The following is a 14,157-nucleotide window of genomic DNA, read 5'->3' as shown; positions in this document are numbered from 1 at the left end:
CGTCCGTGCAGCCGGTGGCTGCGCGGACCATCCCTGTCACCCACGCGCGTTCGATCGAAGCGCTTTTGATTAGAGTCTGATATGGCGCGAGACCAGATCGATATGACGCCGTTGCAATCGCGTGACGAACTCGTCAAGTGGTTCGAGGAAGGCTGCAAGGACCCGTCCGAATTCCGCATGGGCACCGAGCATGAGAAGACGCCGTTCACGCTCGAAGGCCACTGCCCAGTGCCCTATGAGGGCCCGCGCGGTATCGGCGCGCTGCTCGAAGGCATGAAGCTCCTGCTCGGCTGGGAGCCGATCATGGAGAAGGGCAACATCATCGGCCTCTACGACGTCACCGGCGGCGGCGCGATTTCGCTGGAGCCCGGTGGGCAGTTCGAGCTTTCGGGCGCTCCGGTCGAAAACGTGCACCAGACCCAGAGTGAGCTGATGGCGCATCTGGCGCAGGTGCGCGAGATCGCAACGCCGCTCGGCATCGGCTTCCTCGGGCTCGGCATGACGCCGTCCTGGTCGCGCGCCGACATCCCGGTGATGCCCAAGGGCCGCTACAAGATCATGACCAATTACATGCCGAAGGTCGGCCAGTACGGCCTCGACATGATGTACCGGACCTGCACGGTACAGACCAATCTCGACTTCTCCTCCGAAGCCGACATGGTCAAGAAGCTGCGTGTTTCGCTCGCGCTTCAGCCGGTCGCGACCGCCTTGTTCGCCAATTCGCCGTTTACCGAGGGCAAGCCGAACGGCTTTCTCTCCTTCCGGTCCGAGATCTGGCGCGATACCGACAACGCGCGTGCCGGCATGATGCCGTGGGCATTCGAGGACGGCATGGGCTTCGAGCGCTATGTCGATTACGCGCTCGACGTGCCCATGTATTTCGTCAAGCGCGACGAGGACTACATCGACGTCTCGGGCTCCTCGTTCCGCGCCTTCTTCGATGGTCGCAACAACAATTTGCCTGGGGAACGTCCGACGTTGTCGGACTGGGCCAACCATCTTTCGACGATTTTCCCGGAGGTGCGGCTCAAGCGCTATCTCGAGATGCGCGGCTCCGATGGTGGCCCGTGGGGCCGTCTGCCGGCGCTATCGGCGTTCTGGGCCGGGCTGCTCTACGACGATGTCTCGCTGGATGCCGCCTGGGACTTGGTGAAGCATTGGAGCGCGCATGAGCGCCAGGCCCTGCGCGACGACGTGCCGCGCTTCGGCTTCAAGTCGCGGATCAAGGACCGCTATCTGTTCGAGATCGCCAAGGAGTGCCTCGTTCTGGCACATGCCGGCTTGCGCCGGCGCGGCCGGATCGACCAGCTCGGCCGCGACGAGACCAGGCATCTGGAGCCGCTCGATCGCATCATCGATTCCGGCCGCACGCCGGCTGAGGAGATGCTCGACAAGTTCAAGGGTCCCTGGAACGGCTCGGTGGAACCAGCCTACGCGGAATACGCGTTCTAGGACACAAGACGAGCGGTCGGGAGCCGAGCCGTTCATCGCCCGTACAGGTTTGCGGCGATCAAATGGCCGGCTGAAAAACCCGAGCGTCGTCAATAACTCGAAAGCTGTTCCGATGGGGAAGGGCCGCCTGGCCGTCATGGCAAGCGTCCTGGCAAGCGTCGTGGCCTGCGCTGCGCTGCTTTCGCTCGTGTTTGCGAGCTGGCCTGCGCGTGCCCAGACGGCGTTCGACCGGCCCGGCGGAGACTATTTCAGCACCCCGGTCACGTCGGGCGATCCGGAGGATTGCGCGCTGCTGTGCGAGCGCGACCGCCGGTGCCGCTCGTGGAGCTTCAGCTATCCGGACGTCGAAGGCGGCTCGGCCGTGTGCTGGCTGAAGAACACGGTGCCTGCGCGCGTGCCGGGAAGCTGCTGCATCTCCGGTGTGCGGGGCGCCGGCGTGATCGAGCCGCGCGTCGAAGGCGTGGAGACCTCGATCGACCGCCCCGGCGGCGATTTGCGCAATTTCGAGATGAAGGACGGCGAAGGCGAAGAGGCCTGCAAGGCCGCCTGCACCGCCGACAACAAATGCCGCGCCTTCACCTATGCCCGCCCCGGCTACACCGGACGCGAAGCGCGCTGCTTCCTGAAAAAGGAAATCAAACCGCCGCGGCGGAAGGCGGGGTTCACGTCGGGCGTGGTGAGATAGCATGCAGCTCTCACCACCGTCCTTGCGAGCCACCGGGTCCGCGCGAAGCGCGGCCCGATGACAGGCTCCGCGAAGCAATCCAGAATTGCTTCCGCGGCGGCACTCTGGACTGCTTCGTCGCTTCGCTCCTCGTAATGACGAGGAGGGTAAAGCGGACATCTCACTCCGCCGCGATCACCGTGATCTCGGGCCACAGCGTCTTCCAGCGTGCCGCCTTCGCCGCGTAATTGGCGGCGGAAAAATTCGGCGTCCGATTGGGTCGCACAATCAGCTTCGCGACGTCGTCGAACCCGTGCGGCGCGTAGACGTCGAAATCCCCTCCGGCAGGGCGGATGCCCACCTGCGTATTCTCCGTGAGGAAGCGGTCGATACCGTCGGTCGCGCGCATCAAGGGCTGATAGGGCAGACCGTGCTTGCCGGGATACCAAAGGTGCACGCGCGCCTGGTTGCGGATTTCGACCTTGGGGCCGAGATGCGCGAGCTGTGCGTGCAGCTTGCGGATCACTGCGTCTTCCGCCTCCCATGAGGTGTCGGAATCGAAATAGAACACGTCGTAATCGGCTATGCCGTGATCGATCGGGCGGCCCGTGAGCACGTTCCACACCGTCTGCACCAGGCAGCCCGCGACGAGCCACGCATCCGGCAGCGCGAGGCGATGAATTTCATCGAGGATCGCTGCGTTCAACGGATTTCGCAGGGCGAGAGCCAGAAATTCGTCGCGGACCATCACTATTGCACTCCCTCTCCCGCATGCAGGAGAGAGGTGAGGACGTTCCTGCCTTCAATGCACGGCGGTGAAAAACCGCGCCATGCGAAATCCGGACAGCCAGGTCCACACCGGCTGGCCCCGGATGCCGAGATCCCAGGATCCGAGCACGGCATCCGCGCGGCCGACCAGATTGTCGATCGGCAACATGCCGACGCCGCCGGAGCGCAGGGGCACGCGGCTGTCGGCGGAGTTGTCGCGGTTGTCGCCGAGCACGAAGAGATGGCCCGCCGGCACCGTCACTTCCTGCGTGTTGTCGAGCGGACCGTTGTCGCGCATCTTGAAGATCAGGTGCGAGACGCCATTCGGCAGCGTCTCGACATAGCGATAGGCGGGTTCGCTGCCGCCATTGTCGTCCTCGGCGGCGCCAACGCCGTCCGGCTTCAGCTCGGCGGGGCGGTCATTGACGAAGAGCTGGCCCTGGCGCAGCTGGATGCGGTCGCCGGGCAGGCCCACGACGCGCTTGACCCAGGCCTGCGAGCGGTCGCCGGGCCAGCGGAAGACGACGACGTCGCCCTGCTTCGGCGTCTCCGCGAACACGCGGCCGCTCTCAGGCAGGTTGATCTGGATCGGCAGCGACGAGGTGCCGTAGCCGTAGGGGAATTTCGAGGCGATCAAGGCGTCGCCGATCAACAGCGTCGGCTCCATCGAGCCCGACGGCACGTAGAACGGTTCGGCCAGCGCACCCTTGGCGATGAATACCGCGGCGACGATGCCGGCGAGCTGCACGAGCTGGCCGGCCCAGCCGCTGCCCTTCCGCTTGGTGGTGACAGTTATCTTCTCGACGCTCATCCGCCTGTTCCACCCACCGTAATGCGTTCCATCAACAGCGACGGCTGGCCGACGCCGACCGGCACGCCCTGACCGTTCTTGCCGCAGGTGCCGATGCCGGTATCGAGCGCGAGGTCGTTGCCGATCATGCGGATGCGATGCAAATCGGTCGGCCCGTTGCCGATCAGCATGGCGCCCTTCAGGGGCGCACCGATCTTGCCGTTCTCGATCTTGTAGGCCTCGGTGCATTGAAACACGTATTTGCCCGAGGTGATGTCGACCTGGCCGCCGCCGAAATTCGCGGCGAAGACGCCGTTCTTCACCGACGCGAGGATCTCGGCCGGATCGCGGTCGCCCGCGAGCATGTAGGTGTTGGTCATGCGCGGCATCGGCACATGGGCATAGCCCTGGCGGCGCCCGTTGCCGGTCGGCTTCATATTCATCAGGCGCGCGTTCTGACGGTCCTGCATATAGCCGACCAGGACGCCGTCCTCGATCAGCACGGTGCGGTTGGTCGGCGTGCCCTCGTCGTCGATCGACAGCGAGCCGCGGCGCGAGGCAATGGTGCCGTCGTCGACCACGGTCACGCCCTTGGCCGCGACCTGCTGGCCCATCAGACCGGCAAACGCAGACGTCTTCTTGCGGTTGAAGTCACCTTCGAGGCCATGACCGACCGCCTCATGCAGCATCACGCCGGGCCAGCCGGCCCCGAGCACGACGTCCATCTCGCCGGCGGGGGCGGGAATCGATTCCAGATTGACGAGGGCCTCGCGCAGCGCGCCGTCGGCGGCGTCGCGCCAGGACTTAGCTTCGATGAATTCGGCGTAGCCGGCGCGGCCGCCATAGCCCTTGCTGCCGCTTTCCTGGCGGTCGCCCTGACCGGCGACGACGGAGACGTTGACGCGCACGAGCGGGCGGATATCGCGATAGCTCTCGCCGTCGGGCCGCAGGATCTCGACCACCTGCCAGGTCGCGCCCAGGCTGACGCTGACCTGCCGCACCCGCGGATCCTTGTCGCGCAGATAGGCGTCGATCTCGGCGAGCAGCTTGACCTTGGTCTCGAAGCCGGGGGCATCGAGCGGATTGTCGTCACTGTAAAGCCGCACGTTGGTATGCGCTGGAGGCGCGGCGAAGTTGCCGGAATAGCCACCGCGCACGGCCGCGACCGCGTCCGCAGCGCGAATCAGCGCCGGCAGCGACACGTCCGAGGAATGCGCGTAGCCGACCGCGTCGTCCTTGACGGCGCGCAGGCCAAAACCTTGCGAGGTGTCGTAGGTCGCCTGCTTCAGCCGCCCATTGTCGAACATCAGCGCTTCGGTCTGGCTGTATTCCAGGAACAATTCGCCGTCGTCGGCACCGGCAAGCCCGCGCGCGAGCTCGTTGCGAACCTGATCGCGGTCGAGATTGGCGCGGTCGAGCAGGGAGGTTGTGGCAGGGTTGGTCATGCGTCCGTCCATTATCGGGGGATGTGAGGCAAGATAATGGTTTCCCGGCAGTTCCGCGAGGGGCTTGGCCGTCACATTACGGAAACGATAGGATTGGCACGGGAGTAAGGGGCCCTGACGCGGATGCCGATCGGTGCTATGCTAGTTTCATGAATTACCGAGATATCATCTCGATTGAACCTGGCAAACGCGGTGGGCGACCCTGCATCCGCCACAGCGGATCGCTGTGGCAGATGTGCTCGGCTGGCTGGCTGCTGGCCAGACCCACGCTCAAATCCTCGACGACTTCCCCGAACTGACCGAGGACGATATCCGCGCTTGCCTGGCCTATGCCGCCGACCGCGAGAGGCGATTGGTGACCGCACCGATATGAGGTTGCCGTTCGATCAGAACCTCAGCTTCAAACTTTGCCAGATGATCGCCGACCTTTTTCCGGGTTCGAGTCACGTCCGGTCTCATGGTCTGTCCGAAGTCGCCGACGGTGCGCTTTGGGAGTTTGCGAAGGCAAATGGTTTCGCGATTGTGACCCAGGACGTCGATTTTGCCGAGCTGGCGGGCCTGTTGGGCTCTCCACCCAAAGTGATTTGGCTTCGGGCGGGCAATCAAACGACCGCGACGATTGCGGCTCTGCTTCGCCGGCACGCGCGGACGATTGAGTCTTTCGAGAGCGATGACAGCACTGCCTGCCTTGCGATTTATTAGGCCGTTAGAGCCTATGGCAGCTTGTCATATCCCTCGCCGAGCCCGTTCAGGCTGAGCGGGAAGCCGATGCCTTCTTCCGGGGTCTCGAAGATGATGAAGGTCGCGGTCTTGGCGGTGCGGAGCTGGCCGAGCAGCTTGTCGTCCATGACGACTTCGGCGACGCAGCCATTGGGCAGGCAGCGGACAAAGCCGGCACGGCCGACATCCTGGTTGTCGAGTTTGAGGCCGAGGCCGGAGGGCAGGAGAACGCCGAGGGGGGCGACGACCCGCATCAGGCGGCTCTTCTGGTCGGCGGTCTTGAGAACGATCACGGTCAGGCCGGCGTTGGAGCGGTCTTCGGCCACCACGCTCTGGATCAGGGCGCATTGCTCGGACTGGGCGCCGGGCGGGGTGTCGCAGCGGATCTGCCAGTCGCCATGGACGGAGCGCACCGCGCCCTGCGCATGGGCGAGGCCCGGAAGCGCCAGGACGACGACCGCCGCCAGCAGGGCAGCCAGCATCGTGAGGCCGCCAGCCTGGCTTTTAGCCCGCCTTGCCATGGATCTCGAAAACCCCATCGGGTCGGTCCCTCTGCTCGCCTGGGTCGCTCGCACCCGGCGGACTGATACGGGAATGACGGCGTCTTGAAGGCGATTCGCAAGCAAATTCCACGCCGCCACGGCCGCCGTCGCCCGCACGAATCAGGTTCCTGTGCGGCTGTCCGCCAGTGCCTACCGCGGGCAATTCCGCTGTCAAGCGGCAGCATCCCGGGAAATGGTATTTTTGTCTGATGTTACTAGGAAATATCTTGCGGGTGATGGCTGACAGACGAGGCTCAAGACTGCATTGCGATAGATCAAGAATTATGGTTTGAGAGGCTTGATTTCGGCGTTCTAGCGATCTGGCCCCAATTCCTCTTAGAGGTATTCTTGCGCGGCGGTTTGTCAGACGGGGGGATCGAATAAAGCGTTTCCCGAAAATAGGGGAATGCACTTGGGGTGATTTCGTTAGGGGAGCGCGAACGGCATGAAGATGTCGATGGGCCCGGTGGGCCGGCACTTGCTGGGATTGGCCGTAGCGGGTCTGACGCTGGCGACGGGCGGTGCGGCATTTGCCGAGCTCGGGCAACCGGCTGCGTGGGAGTGGACGCTGCAGCAGTCCGGGTCCCCGGTGATGGACAATATCGTCTGGTTTCACAATTTCCTGTTCGTGCTGATCACGCTGATCACGCTGTTCGTTCTGGCGCTGCTCGTGATCGTGGTCGTGAAGTTCAACGCGCGAGCCAATCCGGTGCCGTCGCGGACCACGCACAACACGCTGATCGAGGTGGCGTGGACGCTCGTTCCGGTGCTGATTCTGGTCGGTATCTCGGTGCCGTCGTTCCGACTCCTGTTCCTCGAGCTCGACGTGCCGAAGGCGGATCTGACCATCAAGGCGACCGGCAAGCAGTGGTACTGGTCCTACGCCTATCCTGATAACGGCAAGTTCGAGTTCGACTCGCTGATGGCCCAGGACAAGCAGCCCCGCCTGCTCGGCGTCGACAATGAGATGGTGGTGCCCGTCAACAAGGTGGTCCGGGTTCAGGTGACCGGGGCCGACGTGATTCATGCCTTTGCGCTGCCGTCCTTCGGCGTCAAGATCGACGCCATTCCGGGCCGGCTCAACGAGACCTGGTTCAAGGCCACCAAGACCGGCATGTTCTACGGCCAGTGCTCGGAATTGTGCGGCAAGGACCACGCCTTCATGCCGATCGCCATCCGCGTGGTGAGCGACCAGGAGTTCGCCTCCTGGGTCGAGACGGCGAAGAAGAAGTACGCGAGCGGCGGCACCAGCACCTACGCCTCCACGGCCGGCCCGACGCAGTGAGCGCCGGGCGAAGGGTTCGAGGAAACTGAAAGCGACATAAGGCGGGACCTCCAGAGGTCCGATCGGGACGCAAGGCAGGATTAGAAAATGGCAACGAGCGCAGCGGCACACGGCGATCACGCGCAAGACCACGGACATGACGAGCACGCCCATCCGACCGGATGGCGGCGCTACGTCTATTCGACCAACCACAAGGACATCGGCACGATGTACCTGATCTTCGCGGTCATCGCCGGCGTCATCGGCGCCGCGATGTCGATCGCGATCCGTGCCGAGCTGATGTATCCGGGCGTGCAGATCTTCCACGAGACGCACACCTACAATGTGTTCGTGACCTCCCACGGTCTGATCATGATCTTCTTCATGGTCATGCCTGCGATGATCGGCGGCTTCGGCAACTGGTTCGTGCCGCTGATGATCGGCGCGCCCGACATGGCGTTCCCGCGCATGAACAACATCTCGTTCTGGCTGCTGCCGGCCTCGTTCGCGCTGCTGCTGATGTCGACCTTCGTCGAGGGCGAGCCGGGCGCCAACGGCGTCGGCGCCGGCTGGACCATGTACGCGCCGCTGTCGAGTTCGGGCCATCCGGGCCCGGCCGTCGACTTCGCGATCCTGTCGCTGCATCTGGCAGGCGCCTCCTCGATCCTCGGCGCCATCAACTTCATCACCACCATCTTCAACATGCGCGCGCCGGGCATGACCCTGCACAAGATGCCGCTGTTCGTGTGGTCGATCCTGGTGACGGTGTTCCTGCTGCTGTTGTCGCTGCCGGTGCTCGCCGGTGCGATCACGATGCTGCTCACCGACCGCAATTTCGGCACGACGTTCTTCAACCCCGAAGGCGGCGGCGATCCCGTGCTGTTCCAGCATCTGTTCTGGTTCTTCGGTCACCCCGAAGTGTACATCCTGATCCTGCCCGCCTTCGGCATGGTCAGCCAGATCGTCTCGACCTTCTCGCGCAAGCCCGTGTTCGGCTATCTCGGCATGGCCTACGCCATGGTCGCGATCGGCGGCATCGGCTTCGTGGTGTGGGCGCACCATATGTACACGGTGGGCATGTCCTCGGCGACGCAGGCCTATTTCGTCGCCGCCACGATGGTCATCGCGGTCCCGACCGGCGTGAAGATCTTCTCGTGGATCGCCACGATGTGGGGCGGCTCGATCGAGTTCCGCGCGCCGATGATCTGGGCGGTGGGATTCATCTTCCTGTTCACCGTCGGCGGCGTCACCGGCGTGGTGCTGGCGAATGCCGGCGTCGACCGCGTGCTCCAGGAGACCTACTACGTCGTCGCGCATTTCCATTACGTGCTGTCGCTCGGTGCGGTGTTCGGTATCTTCGCCGGCTGGTACTACTGGTTCCCGAAGATGTCGGGCTACATGTACAATGAAGGGCTCGCCAAGGCGCACTTCTGGGTCACCTTCATCGGCGTGAACCTGGTGTTCTTCCCGCAGCACTTCCTCGGGCTGTCGGGCATGCCGCGCCGCTATGTCGATTATCCCGACGCGTTCGCGGGCTGGAATCTGGTCTCGTCGGTCGGCTCTTACATCTCCGGCTTCGGCGTGCTGATCTTCCTCTACTGCGTGATCGACGCCTTCGCGAAGAAGGTGCCGGCTGGCGACAATCCGTGGGGTGCAGGTGCGACCACGCTGGAATGGACGCTGCCCTCGCCGCCGCCCTTCCACCAGTTCGAAGTGCTGCCCCGCGTGCAGTAAGCCAATGCTCGCGGCGCCCGTGACGGGCGCCGCGGCTCGACAACCAAGCGAGTCAGTCTAGTGTCCGTCCTCGACCACAACGCCGTCGACATCAATCCCCGCATCTCCGAAGCGGAGGTTGGCGATTACATCGCGCTCCTGAAGCCGCGGGTGATGTCGCTGGTGATCTTCACCGCGCTGGTCGGAATGGCGATGGCACCCGGGCATTTTCACCCGGTGCTGGCCATCACCTCGCTGCTCTGCATCGCCGTCGGCGCCGGCGCGTCCGGCGCGCTCAACATGGCGCTCGAAGGCGACATCGACGCCAAGATGTCGCGCACGGCGAACCGGCCGATTCCGCGCGGCCGCATCACCCGCCCCGAGGCGATGACCTTCGGCATGACGCTCGCCTTCTTCTCGGTGATGACGCTCGGCATCCTGGTCAACTGGATCGCGGGCGCGCTGCTCGCCTTCACCATCTTCTTCTACGTCGTGATCTACACGATCGGTCTGAAGCGCTGGACCGCGCAGAACATCGTGATCGGGGGTGCCGCCGGCGCGCTGCCGCCAGTGGTGGCCTGGGCCGCGGTCACCGGCACGGTCGACGTCGAGCCGCTGCTGCTGTTCGCCATCATCTTCTTCTGGACGCCGCCGCACTTCTGGGCGCTGGCGCTGTTCCGCTCCGACGATTACGCGCGCGCCGGCATTCCGATGCTGCCCAACGTCGCCGGCCCCGACGCAACCCGGCTTCAGATCCTGCTCTATACCATCGTGCTGATCGCGGTCGCTGCTGCGCCCTGGGCGCTCGGCTATTTCGACGCCATCTATGGCATCGTCTCGCTGATCCTCGGCGCCGGCATGCTGGCGTTCGCCGTCAACGTCTATGTGCGTCGCGAGCGTAGCCAATCGCTGCGGGCGACCCGCAAGCTGTTCGCGTTCTCCATCCTTTATCTGTTCGCGCTGTTTGCGACCTTGCTGGCCGAGGTCGTGTTCCGGGCGCTCGCGCCGATGGTAGGGGGCGCATGATCGCAGGAATGGCCGACAAACCCGAGATAGACGGAATCGTCCTCACCGAGGCGCAGAAGAAGAGCCGTCGCCAGCGCTCGATCGCGATCGCACTCGCGCTCGGCGTGCTCGTGGTGCTGTTCTTCGCCGTCACCATGGTCAAGGGGCCGGCCGTGCTCGTCCGGCCGATGTAGGAAACATGGATCAGAAGCCGACCATATCGCAGGATCAGAGCCGGACGGCCGCCAAAGGCCGCAGGCCTTCCAAAGGGCTTGGCCGCGACGTGGTGGTCGCCTCGATCTGCGGCGGCGTGGTCGCGCTGATGGTCGGCGCCTCCTACGCGGCGGTGCCGTTCTACAACTGGTTCTGCCGCGCCACCGGCTTCAACGGCACGACCCAGGTCGCGACCTCGGCGCCGGCCAGCGGTCCGATCGCACGAAAGATCGCGGTGCGCTTCGATTCCAACGTCGCGCCCGGCCTGCCCTGGAAGTTCGAGCCCGAGCAGAGCGAGATCGAGGTCAATATCGGCCAGGTCGTGACCGTCTTCTACACGGTGACCAACCGGGCCGCGCGGACCACCGCAGGCCAGGCCGCCTACAATGTCGCGCCGCTGACGGTCGGATCCTATTTCCAGAAGATCAACTGCTTCTGCTTCACCGAGCAGACCATGGCGCCGGGCGAGAAGCGAGAGATGCCGGTCGTGTTCTACGTCGATCCGTCGATTGCCGACGACCACGAGAACGACGGTCTCAACACGATCACGCTGTCCTACACGTTCTATCCGGTGAAGGATCCGGTGGTGAAGCCGCTCGCGGCCAGCGAAGACGACAAACGCAAGGGAAATCTCTGATCTCCGGGCTCACGCGCCGGGGTTGGACATAAGGGGATAAGTGCCTGACAGGCACGGGATTGAGGAGCGAGACCGCAAATGGCAACGGCGCACACCAAGCATCACGACTACCACCTGGTCGATCCCTCGCCATGGCCCGTCGTCGGCTCCATCTCCGCCTTCATCATGGCGGTCGGCGCGATCACCTGGATGCACCACATGTTCTCGGCTGCGCCGATCATCTTCGGTGTCGGCACCGTCGGTGTGCTCTACACCATGACGAGCTGGTGGGGCGACGTGATCCGGGAAGCCCAGTACAAGGGTGACCACACCCGCGTCGTGCAGCTGCATCACCGCTACGGCATGATCCTGTTCATCGCTTCGGAGGTGATGTTCTTCGTCGCCTGGTTCTGGGCCTATTTCAACGCGGCGCTATTCCCGGCCGACGCCGTCCACGCCACCCGCGATGCGGTGTTCGGCTGTGGTCTCGGGACTGCGGCCGGCGCCTGCGCCGTGCCGGGCACCTGGCCGCCGCACGGCATCGAGACCTTCGATCCCTGGCATCTGCCGCTCCTCAACACGCTGATCCTGCTCACCTCCGGCACCACGGTGACCTGGGCCCACCATGCGCTGCTCGAGAACGATCGCCAGGGCCTGAAGTATGGCCTGATCCTCACCGTCGTGCTCGGCGCGCTCTTCACCTGCGTGCAGGCCTATGAGTACAGCCACGCGGCATTCTCCTTCGGCGGCAACGTCTACGGCGCGACCTTCTTCATGGCGACCGGCTTCCACGGTTTTCATGTGCTGGTCGGCACCATCTTCCTGCTGGTGTGCCTGTTCCGCGCCTATGCCGGCCACTTCACGCCGACCCAGCATCTCGGCTTCGAGTTCGCCGCCTGGTACTGGCACTTCGTCGACGTGGTCTGGCTGTTCCTGTTCCTCTGCATCTATGTCTGGGGACACGGCGCCGAGACCATGGCCCACGGCGCGCACTGAGCGGGCTGACTTCGGATCGAGAAAGGGCGGCCCCGGGGCCGCCCTTTTGCTTTTCTGCGCGCAGGGGTTTCGGCAGAAACTGTGATAGACCCTGTCATCATGAACAAAGCCGACGACACGTCCGAGTCGCAAGCCACCGTCCTGCAGAGCGCGCTGCGCGGGCTTGCCTGCAAATGCCCGCGCTGCGGCCAGGGCAAGCTCTATGCAGGCTTCCTGACGCTTGCGCCGTCCTGCGAGCATTGCGGCCTCGACTACGCCTTCATCGATTCCGGTGACGGTCCGGCGATCTTCATAATCATGCTGGCCGGTGCGATCGTGGTCGGCTGCGCGCTCGTCGTCGAGGTCAAGTACCAGCCGCCGTATTGGCTGCATGCGGTGCTGTGGCTGCCGCTGATCCTTGCGACCACCCTGCTGCCGTTGCGCGCCATGAAGTCGCTGCTGATCGCGCTGCAATTCCACCATAAGGCGGCACCGGGCCGGCTGGTCGACCGCGCGAAATGAACGAGACCGCGCGCAAGCCCCGCGTGGCCGGCTTCGCGCTGTTCACGCTATTCCTGACTGCGGTCTGCATCGTGCTCGGTATCTGGCAATTGCAGCGCCGCATCGCCAAGCACGAGCTGATCGCCGCACTCACCGAGCGTCTCGCGGAGGCACCGGTCGCTCTGCCGCCGCCGGCGCGATGGGCCGCGCTAAGCCCCGCGCGCGATGAATTCCGCCGTGTCAGCTTTACCGCGACCTATGCGCCGTTGCCTGATGCGATGGTCTATTCCCCCGGATCCGCCGTACGCAAGGATGCGTCAGGCCCCGGCACCTGGGCGTTCCTGCCGGCGCGGCTGCCGAGCGGCGAGACGGTGGTGATCGATGCGGGCTTCGTCGAAAATACCATGCAGGATCGCAGCGTCGAGGATCGCGCGGTCAAGAAGCTCGTCACGGGCCAGGCGGTCTCGTTCACCGGCTATCTGCGCTTCCCCGAGGCACCTGGCTGGCTGACCCCGGCGGCGAACCGCGACAAGCGGCTGTGGTTCGTGCGCGATCACGTGGCGATCGCGAGCGCGCTGGGCTGGGGCGCGGTTGCGCCGTTCTATGTCGACCTCGAGCAGCCCGCGCCCGAGAACGGCATTCCGCGGCCGGGGCCGCTCGACGTGCATCTCAAGGACGATCACCTGCAATACGCCATCACCTGGTTCACGCTTGCAGGCGCCGTGCTCATCGCCTTCGCCGTTTGGGCAAGAGGGCGGCGACGGGGCTGAGCTCCGTAGATCCACTCAGGAAACCCAAGGCTATCGCATATGACGTCTGGCGGCGCCAGAGCGAACGCCTCATCCTTCGAGACGACCGCTTCGCGGCCTCCTCAGGATGAGGCTCAGCTGCATCCATCCGCGTTGAAATGCTGCCGCATACTCATCCCTCATCCTGAGGGCCCGCCGCAGGCGGGCGTCTCGAAGGATGGCCGCAGTCGAATATATTTCTTCATATGCGACAGCCCTGCCAGGGAACCCGGTATCGCCCGGGGTTTACCATTCAGCGCACATTCACGAGTGTGGTCCTAAGCCGCCATCGTTTTTCCGCGGCCGACAGGATTGCAGCGTGAGCGATTTCGACCAGATGGGAATTGTCGTCGACTGGGTGGATGCCTGCAGGAAGGGCGACCTCGCGGCGCTCCTCGACCTCTATGCGGACGACGCCCACGTCGAATGCACGTGCAACGGCACGCAGCGCTATCGCGGCCGGAGCGAGCTCGAAGCCTATTGGCAGCCGCGGCTCAGCGCTTTCTCGTCGGTCGGTTTCGGGCTGGAGGAAATCCATCCTGCGCCACACGGCGTCGATCTCGAATATTCCGTCGCCGGCGCGCTACGCTTCCGCGCCTCGTTTTGTTTTAGTCCGGACGGCAAGATCCGCACCACGCTGTGCGAGCCGGCGCGACAGAACGCGCAGCTTGGCTGGGCGTGCTAGAGTTTCCGTCCTGATT

General features: G+C 64.5%; 17 protein-coding genes. 13 read left to right on the top strand and 4 right to left on the bottom strand.

Translation table 11 applies throughout. The features are described 5' to 3' along the window. Positions 1–81: 81 nt before the first annotated feature. Together FXB41_RS33320 and FXB41_RS33315 are read left to right on the top strand one after the other, a co-directional pair. Positions 82–1,452: a glutamate--cysteine ligase gene (locus FXB41_RS33320; protein ID WP_007599418.1), complete on the top strand. Its 1,371-nt coding sequence runs from the start codon at positions 82–84 to the stop codon at positions 1,450–1,452. Between the two features lie 112 nt (positions 1,453–1,564). Further along, positions 1,565–2,137, top strand: a complete 573-nt coding sequence (locus tag FXB41_RS33315; protein WP_219684758.1) for a PAN domain-containing protein — start codon at positions 1,565–1,567, stop codon at positions 2,135–2,137. A 160-nt stretch (positions 2,138–2,297) separates the two neighbouring features. Here FXB41_RS33315 and FXB41_RS33310 read toward each other — a convergent pair whose 3' ends face one another. Genes FXB41_RS33310 through tldD form a run of 3 tightly spaced genes read right to left on the bottom strand, consistent with a single transcriptional unit; the run spans position 2,298 to position 5,119 of the window. Continuing rightward, a complete protein-coding gene (locus FXB41_RS33310) occupies positions 2,298–2,864 on the bottom strand; it encodes a nucleotidyltransferase family protein (protein WP_219684774.1) in 567 nt (188 codons plus the stop codon). 54 nt (positions 2,865–2,918) lie between these two features. Beyond that, complete coding sequence (gene lepB / locus FXB41_RS33305) at positions 2,919–3,695, bottom strand: signal peptidase I (protein WP_007599422.1); 777 nt, start codon at positions 3,693–3,695, stop codon at positions 2,919–2,921. Continuing rightward, complete coding sequence (gene tldD, locus FXB41_RS33300; protein ID WP_219684757.1) at positions 3,692–5,119, bottom strand: metalloprotease TldD; 1,428 nt, start codon at positions 5,117–5,119, stop codon at positions 3,692–3,694. Before tldD ends, lepB begins: the two co-directional genes overlap by 4 nt. Positions 5,120–5,345: 226 nt before the next feature. Between tldD and FXB41_RS33295 the strand changes: the two genes are divergently transcribed. Continuing rightward, positions 5,346–5,492 carry a DUF433 domain-containing protein gene (locus FXB41_RS33295; RefSeq protein ID WP_246754522.1) on the top strand — a complete coding sequence of 49 codons (147 nt, stop codon included), beginning with the start codon at positions 5,346–5,348 and terminating at the stop codon, positions 5,490–5,492. After that, entirely contained in the window at positions 5,489–5,821 is a 333-nt protein-coding gene (locus tag FXB41_RS33290) for a DUF5615 family PIN-like protein (protein ID WP_219684756.1), read from the top strand. Before FXB41_RS33295 ends, FXB41_RS33290 begins: the two co-directional genes overlap by 4 nt. Before the next feature lie 11 nt (positions 5,822–5,832). On the opposite strand, the gene FXB41_RS33285 is transcribed toward FXB41_RS33290, so the two are convergent. Then, positions 5,833–6,378 (bottom strand): invasion associated locus B family protein, encoded by a 546-nt coding sequence (locus FXB41_RS33285; RefSeq protein WP_007599430.1) that lies wholly within the window; start codon positions 6,376–6,378, stop codon positions 5,833–5,835. Between the two features lie 448 nt (positions 6,379–6,826). Here FXB41_RS33285 and coxB point away from each other — a divergent pair, with 448 nt between their 5' ends. The 9 genes from coxB to FXB41_RS33240 all read left to right on the top strand — a co-directional run bounded on the left by coxB (position 6,827) and on the right by FXB41_RS33240 (position 14,141). Then, a complete protein-coding gene (gene coxB, locus FXB41_RS33280; RefSeq protein WP_007599432.1) occupies positions 6,827–7,666 on the top strand; it encodes a cytochrome c oxidase subunit II in 840 nt (279 codons plus the stop codon). An 87-nt stretch (positions 7,667–7,753) separates the two neighbouring features. Continuing rightward, entirely contained in the window at positions 7,754–9,379 is a 1,626-nt protein-coding gene (ctaD, locus tag FXB41_RS33275; RefSeq protein ID WP_007605061.1) for a cytochrome c oxidase subunit I, read from the top strand. Positions 9,380–9,439: 60 nt separating this feature from the next. Further along, the gene (locus tag FXB41_RS33270; protein ID WP_219684755.1) at positions 9,440–10,384 is read left to right on the top strand and encodes a heme o synthase; all 945 of its coding nucleotides are present in this window, start codon (positions 9,440–9,442) and stop codon (positions 10,382–10,384) included. After that, positions 10,381–10,557: a cytochrome c oxidase system small membrane protein gene (locus FXB41_RS33265; RefSeq protein ID WP_007599435.1), complete on the top strand. Its 177-nt coding sequence runs from the start codon at positions 10,381–10,383 to the stop codon at positions 10,555–10,557. Before FXB41_RS33270 ends, FXB41_RS33265 begins: the two co-directional genes overlap by 4 nt. Positions 10,558–10,562: 5 nt before the next feature. Beyond that, complete coding sequence (locus FXB41_RS33260) at positions 10,563–11,213, top strand: cytochrome c oxidase assembly protein (RefSeq protein ID WP_007599436.1); 651 nt, start codon at positions 10,563–10,565, stop codon at positions 11,211–11,213. A gap of 78 nt (positions 11,214–11,291) precedes the next feature. Next, entirely contained in the window at positions 11,292–12,188 is an 897-nt protein-coding gene (locus tag FXB41_RS33255; RefSeq protein WP_219684754.1) for a cytochrome c oxidase subunit 3, read from the top strand. Positions 12,189–12,287: 99 nt separating this feature from the next. Continuing rightward, positions 12,288–12,689, top strand: a complete 402-nt coding sequence (locus FXB41_RS33250) for a DUF983 domain-containing protein (protein WP_007599438.1) — start codon at positions 12,288–12,290, stop codon at positions 12,687–12,689. Next, entirely contained in the window at positions 12,686–13,438 is a 753-nt protein-coding gene (locus tag FXB41_RS33245; RefSeq protein ID WP_219684753.1) for an SURF1 family protein, read from the top strand. Before FXB41_RS33250 ends, FXB41_RS33245 begins: the two co-directional genes overlap by 4 nt. 337 nt (positions 13,439–13,775) lie before the next feature. Next, a complete protein-coding gene (locus FXB41_RS33240; RefSeq protein WP_007599441.1) occupies positions 13,776–14,141 on the top strand; it encodes a nuclear transport factor 2 family protein in 366 nt (121 codons plus the stop codon). Positions 14,142–14,157: the final 16 nt, after the last annotated feature.

Origin of the sequence: Bradyrhizobium canariense (assembly GCF_019402665.1) — a bacterium.
GTDB classification, from domain to species: Bacteria; Pseudomonadota; Alphaproteobacteria; order Rhizobiales; family Xanthobacteraceae; genus Bradyrhizobium; species Bradyrhizobium canariense.
This window is presented reverse-complemented; position numbering and strand designations above follow the sequence as displayed.

Excerpts from the sequence above, each read along its gene's own strand:
- FXB41_RS33290 (WP_219684756.1), top strand. The coding sequence starts at position 5,489 with ATGAGGTTGCCGTTCGATCAGAACCTCAGCTTCAAACTTTGCCAGATG.
- FXB41_RS33265 (WP_007599435.1), top strand. The coding sequence starts at position 10,381 with ATGATCGCAGGAATGGCCGACAAACCCGAGATAGACGGAATCGTCCTC.
- FXB41_RS33250 (WP_007599438.1), top strand. The coding sequence starts at position 12,288 with ATGAACAAAGCCGACGACACGTCCGAGTCGCAAGCCACCGTCCTGCAG.
- FXB41_RS33315 (WP_219684758.1), top strand. The coding sequence starts at position 1,565 with ATGGGGAAGGGCCGCCTGGCCGTCATGGCAAGCGTCCTGGCAAGCGTC.
- FXB41_RS33320 (WP_007599418.1), top strand. The coding sequence starts at position 82 with ATGGCGCGAGACCAGATCGATATGACGCCGTTGCAATCGCGTGACGAA.
- ctaD (WP_007605061.1), top strand. The coding sequence starts at position 7,754 with ATGGCAACGAGCGCAGCGGCACACGGCGATCACGCGCAAGACCACGGA.
- tldD (WP_219684757.1), bottom strand. The coding sequence starts at position 5,119 with ATGACCAACCCTGCCACAACCTCCCTGCTCGACCGCGCCAATCTCGAC.
- FXB41_RS33255 (WP_219684754.1), top strand. The coding sequence starts at position 11,292 with ATGGCAACGGCGCACACCAAGCATCACGACTACCACCTGGTCGATCCC.
- FXB41_RS33260 (WP_007599436.1), top strand. The coding sequence starts at position 10,563 with ATGGATCAGAAGCCGACCATATCGCAGGATCAGAGCCGGACGGCCGCC.
- FXB41_RS33310 (WP_219684774.1), bottom strand. The coding sequence starts at position 2,864 with ATGGTCCGCGACGAATTTCTGGCTCTCGCCCTGCGAAATCCGTTGAAC.
- lepB (WP_007599422.1), bottom strand. The coding sequence starts at position 3,695 with ATGAGCGTCGAGAAGATAACTGTCACCACCAAGCGGAAGGGCAGCGGC.
- coxB (WP_007599432.1), top strand. The coding sequence starts at position 6,827 with ATGAAGATGTCGATGGGCCCGGTGGGCCGGCACTTGCTGGGATTGGCC.
- FXB41_RS33285 (WP_007599430.1), bottom strand. The coding sequence starts at position 6,378 with ATGGGGTTTTCGAGATCCATGGCAAGGCGGGCTAAAAGCCAGGCTGGC.
- FXB41_RS33245 (WP_219684753.1), top strand. The coding sequence starts at position 12,686 with ATGAACGAGACCGCGCGCAAGCCCCGCGTGGCCGGCTTCGCGCTGTTC.